The organism is Providencia sp. PROV122 (assembly GCF_028482365.1).
Lineage (GTDB): Bacteria > Pseudomonadota > Gammaproteobacteria > Enterobacterales > Enterobacteriaceae > Providencia > Providencia stuartii.
Genome location: NZ_JAMPQI010000059.1, coordinates 1 through 5943 on the forward strand (window position 1 = coordinate 1; position 5943 = coordinate 5943).

4 protein-coding genes and 1 pseudogene are annotated in these 5943 nt (G+C 35.5%); 2 read left to right on the plus strand and 3 right to left on the minus strand.

The window, feature by feature from the left end; all coding sequences use genetic code 11:
• On the plus strand, positions 1 to 200 hold a 200-nt coding region (locus PSE69_RS19495; protein WP_272514283.1), incomplete at its 5' end, for a hypothetical protein.
• A gap of 674 nt (positions 201 to 874) precedes the next feature.
• Here the strand turns inward: PSE69_RS19495 and PSE69_RS19500 are convergent.
• From PSE69_RS19500 to PSE69_RS19510, 3 genes are all read right to left on the minus strand, one after another.
• Complete coding sequence (locus PSE69_RS19500; protein WP_121875011.1) at positions 875 to 2383, minus strand: ATP-dependent nuclease; 1509 nt, start codon at positions 2381 to 2383, stop codon at positions 875 to 877.
• 61 nt (positions 2384 to 2444) lie between these two features.
• On the minus strand, positions 2445 to 2939 hold the full coding sequence (locus PSE69_RS19505) for a DUF6998 domain-containing protein (RefSeq protein ID WP_121875010.1): 495 nt from the start codon (positions 2937 to 2939) through the stop codon (positions 2445 to 2447).
• A gap of 209 nt (positions 2940 to 3148) precedes the next feature.
• A complete protein-coding gene (locus PSE69_RS19510; RefSeq protein WP_121875009.1) occupies positions 3149 to 4519 on the minus strand; it encodes a tetratricopeptide repeat protein in 1371 nt (456 codons plus the stop codon).
• A 335-nt stretch (positions 4520 to 4854) separates the two neighbouring features.
• On the opposite strand from PSE69_RS19510, the pseudogene PSE69_RS19515 reads away from it, so the two are divergent.
• Positions 4855 to 5888 (plus strand): annotated as a pseudogene (locus PSE69_RS19515) (IS110 family transposase).
• Positions 5889 to 5943 lie beyond the last annotated feature (55 nt).

Consider the following 5943-nt stretch of genomic DNA (forward strand, 5'->3'; position numbering starts at 1 on the left):
TTGCAGGGGTAAGTATATTTATGGGGTCGTCTAGTGAAAAAAATAATTCTAAAGCAAAAACAGCACCTTTATTTTCATTAAAAATCTCAAGGTCGGCTCTTTTAGTTAATGCATTTACAAAAGAACTGTCAGTAAAAGAATTGTATGGCATAGGGGATTCTCCATTTGGTACTGAAATTGTCCAATATTATTCTTTGTAAGGTAATAACAAAAAAGCCCACCGAAGTGGGCTTTTTTGTTCTTCTAGTGCACGTGCATTTCGCGTGCATTTCGAAGTCCATTCTGGGTAATGTTACTGTCCGCTCAACTTTGCTAACTTACTGTTTTTAAAGTTGTTGTCACATCGCTGACAGTTAAAATTTGGTGGAGCTGGCTTGAAGCTCCTCCCCAATATAACTGTTTGATTCTTCTATCTATATCGATGAAGTTAATGGCACAATAGTGTGGCACAGCTGGTTTATGATTACAAGAATCAGGTATTGAGGCTTGTAATAAATTCAACTCCCGATGGAGGAGCTGAATCAACTGAAGGATGACAACATATCTAATGTTAAATTATCAAGTAAAGTGGCATCTGTACCTCTAAAAGAAAGTACTATTACGTGATAGCACCTAGTAAAATTATCCACTATTTGCAGGATAGTTACATATTGAAGAATTTTCCTATTAAGTAATACAAATCTGATGTTATGTAAAATATTTAGATACCATGTGGAATAAAATGAGATAGTTAGTTTGAGCGGGTATGGGAATTTTTTAGAATTTTTTAGGTAAATAAGAAATAGCCAGAAAATGGTTTATTTAATATTAGCAGTTATAAGAAGCCGAACATCAATTCAGTGCTCGGCTTTATTGAAATTATTTTCAATTATAGTTAATTATATTGACTAAGTCCGTCTTTAAGGTTTCTATGTAAGCTTGTAAAATCAACGTGTTGTTCTAATATTTCATATAGTTTCATTACAAATGCTTCTTCGTCAATTTTTCTTTCTTGCATAAAATTAAATATTTTACGGTAAAGTCTTTTCCCATCATTGTCTTCCTTATAAAACTCAGGAGATTGTTTTTTAAACTCACTTTCTTCCTTTTGATAATCAGTTAATAGCTTATCTATATGATGGATATCAAAAAAAACATCATTTATTTCTTTTTTTATTGCCTTGTTGGGGGTTGTTATTAATATATTTCTTAGATATTTTTCAACGCTATTTACGGGTAGGAAAAATTTTTTCAAACTCTTATATTGTTTGGGAATGTTGCCGGATACATCACCATCAAGCACACTAATTATTGTTTTACCGACACCTAATACATTCTTATCTGACAAATCATAGTGTAATTTCAAAACATTAAACCAGCCACCAACGGGCATTACATTTACTAATCGACTATTATTCAGCTTTAATTTTTCAATTGATCTCTTAACAATTATTTGAGCTAATTTATCCTCAACTAAGAGCAAGTAATCAAAGCCATCATGAGTATATACATCACGAATTGCATAACCAGGATAGCAAGGATTGATAATATTAAAACAATTCTGATCGTTTGAGTCAAATTCAAGTTTAAAAATATTATTAGGTGATATTGAGCGTATTACTTCTGGAGAGTGAGAGGTAATGATAACTGTTAAGTTGTCAAATTCAGATACTAATTTTTTCAATAAATTTAAAAGGTTTGTAATTGCTATAGGATGAAGAGCTAGTTCAATTTCGTCAATAAGCATCAATATTGGTGTATTTCTTGATAAAGACCTTCGAACTAGAGAGTTATAAATGAAATGGAGTAATGATATGGTTAAGCACTCTCCTGAACTCATTCTATATTGGCTTATTATAGAATCAGCACCATTCATAAAGTATGGTGTATTTTTTAATCCTAACTTTTCTCTTATTGTTTTATTTTTAATACGCTTAAGATCAGAATAGTGTTTTTTGTTGGAATGAAGAATTTCACCGAGGTGTTCTATTACATATGAATCCGCCAAAACAATTTCGTTTTCTAAGATTTTTCCTTCTTCAACAAGTTCATCAACATTTTTTGAATCAATAAACCGCATTCCATAAAAAAGGCTTCCTTCATATGTTCCATTAAACTTTATACAATTAGGAAATGTGTCTGATTTCCAAAAGTTATCTTCGCAATACCATTTATCAGTTTGCCCATTGAAAGTAAATTCGACGTATGACTCATTGTTAAAATCTTGTTTTTTGAGTAATCCTAAGTTATGTCTTGATACTAATTGAGCAAGACATGACATTATGGTGCTTTTACCACTTCCATTATTACCTACTATAGCATAAATGCCATTTTCAATGGGTAGTTGAAGAACGCCATTAGGAATTCCTTTAATCTTATGTATTGTCATTTGAAGTATATTCATAAGTGTTTTCCGTAAATATTATTGTTTGTATTATTTAAATTGATTTATATTAAGATTAATACTAAGTTTCATTATCCACTAGACAGAGGGGCTTGCCCCAAATCAGCGTACTAATAGATTTAAATTTGGCTATACTTAATTGATTTTTTATGTTTCTTGATGTGGATCCGGGGGCTTTTAACGCGACTATAACATTATCTCTTGTTGCTTCATAAATGGCAAATGCATCAAAATTCTCATCAAGCTGGACAAAAATAACGGAATCAAATGGTTTTGATATATCAATAGCTCCCAATCTTCCTGATACTTTTTGATAATTAGGCATATAACGACCTTTAATTTGTATTTTTTCGATCTTGCCATTTCGCGTTCTAATTGCATCATATCCAGTTTGACGAGCTTCACAGAGTTCTAACCCAAGGATTTTTGCAGCTTCAAACTCTGAAATCTCGCCTGTTATGCCGAGGGGTTTATTTGTTATTTTATAGTATTCTTGAGCAATTATTTTGGCTTCTTCAAGAATGATTTTTAGCTTTTTATTGTTACCGGATAGCAAGGCATAATCCTTTTAATAAAAGTAGATAAGCATTTATGGCATCGTTGTAAGTTTATGATATCCAGCAATGGCTCAGGATTGACTCAAACTGCCAGCGTGGTGAACCTTTTCGGTCGGCTTTAAATGTACTCATGACCGCCCCTGTAAGTAAGCATTTGTACATTACTTTCAGTTCAACTCTGTTGCTGAAGTTGAACTAACCATGTTAATCATTGAATGAAGAGTTTAGCATATGTTGCACAAGCATCTTCTAAACCCATATCACATGATTTACCAATAAAATCTCTACCTTGATATACATTCCGCCTAACCCCAAGACCATCATAATAAATAGTACCTAAGCCTAAATAAGCTTCACGTATAATGGTTTTATCATTACTTTTCAATGATGTTTCAAACCACTTTTTTGCTTTTTTATAATCATTTGGGGCTCCGCGATATAAATATGCATTCCCTAAAAAAACTTGTGCTTTTACATTACCTTTTCTTGCTGCTTCAAAGTAGTATTCATAGGATAAATCTTTTTCACCAAGCTGACGTTCACGTTTAATATCAAATCCTTTCTCCCAGTATTCATCAGGGGTTAGCCCATGCTCAAATTTATTGTTTTTTCTTGTGGCTGCGCTATCACTATATTCGCATGAAACATCATTATTATTCTGGCAAGATGCTGTAAACCATTTTTCTGATAGCTCATAGTTTTGTAAAACACCATCTTCAAAATAAACCATTCCTAACTCAAATGCTTCTTTGGCCTTTATTGAGGGTTTAATTTCATTATTTAGCATAGTGCAAGCATTATGCTGATGAAGATCGGCGTTAGAACAAAATTTTTCTAGCCAAGCAGTTGCTAGTATGTATTGTTTATTGTCATCATAGATAATGTAAAGTTGTCGTGGTGCAGTATATAAATCACCTGCAAGTACAGCCTGTTCATTCCAGTAGATAGCTTTTTCCAAGGATTTTGGAGCAATATTACCTTTATAATAAATATCTGCTAATTCAGTCATTGATTGGGTGAAGCCATTTTTAGCTGACTGCTCATACCATTTAATAGCTTCATTAGGCGATTTATCTTGGATTGAAACAGCTAGTTGGTGCTGGGAATAACTGTCGCCATTATTAGCTGCTTTGTTTCGCCAGTAAAGCATTCTAGAATCGTCAACATCAAAAGTCCCATCAGACTTTTCTATACTCTTAATTAAGATGTCTGTTTCGCCGCTACCAAGATAAGATTGAGTAGTTACATCTCCAAGATTTGCAGCTTCTTCCAGTATTTCGATTGCTTTATCAGTATCTTGCTGAACAACAAAACCTCTCTCATACATGATGGCTAGCATTCTCATTGCATTAAAATCTTTTTTAACTACCTTTTGTAATAATGCCTCGTAGTCATTACAGTTATAAATTTGTGGGTCAAAATCGCCTCCTTCACTATCCAAAATTTCTTTATTTGGAAATGTGAGTCCGCATCTATTTTCTACAGTTTCCCCTGCGATGGATGCAATCGAGTTTGTAGCATGACATCCAGATGATATTACTAATAGCATAGTACCTATCAGCTTATATTTACGTAACATTATTTTTCATTCCTAAAGGTAAATTATTATTAATTATTGCAAAAGCTCATGAGAAAGGCAGCAAGTATTTAATGATATGGTTAGTGTTTGGGAATAAGAGTGAATTACTTAAGAAGCTACGATTCATTTAGTGCTGGTAGTAGCTGTTTGACTTTGAGCTTATTTCACGTTTATATGTCATCGTCTGCCTTTGTAAGAGTGAATCTGAATCGAGTATATCCATTGGCCTCGGGGGATAGATATCAGAAGTAAGGTGAAGTGATGTAATGGACGTCCCTCTATGTAAGTTTTGCCATACTTATGCTGAGCGATTTTATTCACAGAGGTACTACATCATGAACGAGATTAAAGTTATCGGTATCGATCTGGCAAAATCTGTCTTTCAGGTTTGCGTCTGGATGAGTGATGGAAATATTGCATCTAACCGCAAGGTTTCCCGGGCTAAATTGCTAGATACCATTCGTCAATTCCCTCCCGGGTCGATGATTGCAATGGAGGCTTGCGCCACTTCCCATTACTGGGGGCGTACTTTTCAGTCAATCGGCTTTCAGGTTCGCTTGATACCCACGCAACACGTAAAAGCATTAACACATCACCAGAAAAATGATGCCAACGATGCTCTCGCTATTTGTGAGACAGCTTTTCGCCCAGGCATTCATTTTGTTGCTATAAAAACAGTTGAACAACAAGATATTAAGGCCCTCAGAGCTGCCCGTCAGTTGATGGTTGAACAGCGCACTGCACTGGCAAATCAGGCCCGGTCACTGGCGGCAGAACAAGGTGTTGAGATCCCTGTCGGGATTCATATTTTACAGCAACGACTGCCCGATATTATTGAAGATGCAGAACAGTTAATTTCTCCCGTGCTGCGCCAGTTGCTGTTCTCGTTGCTAGAAAATATACATTCACTTAATGAACGTATTCTTTCTGTAGAGCACAGTCTTGCAGCTCTTTGTCAGCAACAACCCAAATACAAAGTACTGATGACAATACCGGGTATCGGTCCACTTATTGCAGCTGCTTTTCTGAGTGAAGTTAACGCAGCGCAATTTACTAACGGACGACAATTATCGGCCTGGTGTGGTCTGGTTCCTAGGCAACACAGTTCTGGAGGAAAAAAAGCCTTTCTGCGATGACCAAAAACGGCAATCGTGATCTTCGGACATTGATCATTCATGGTGCGCGGTCTGTTATGCACTGGGCTCATAAACGTGATGACGCGCTGGGAATGTGGCTGAAACGGCTTACGGAACGAAGAGGAAAAATGAAAGCCACGGTTGCGCTGGATAATAAGATGACACGTATTGTCTGGCGGTTACTGACAGAATCCACAAGTTTTAATATCGACAAGGCTTTTGCGATGAACTGACCGTAGTTGTATCCAGAGAAGAGGATTTATCCTGAGTTTGCAGTGTCCACTTCCC

Excerpts from the sequence above, each read along its gene's own strand:
- PSE69_RS19500 (WP_121875011.1), bottom strand. The coding sequence starts at position 2,383 with ATGAATATACTTCAAATGACAATACATAAGATTAAAGGAATTCCTAAT.
- PSE69_RS19510 (WP_121875009.1), bottom strand. The coding sequence starts at position 4,519 with ATGTTACGTAAATATAAGCTGATAGGTACTATGCTATTAGTAATATCA.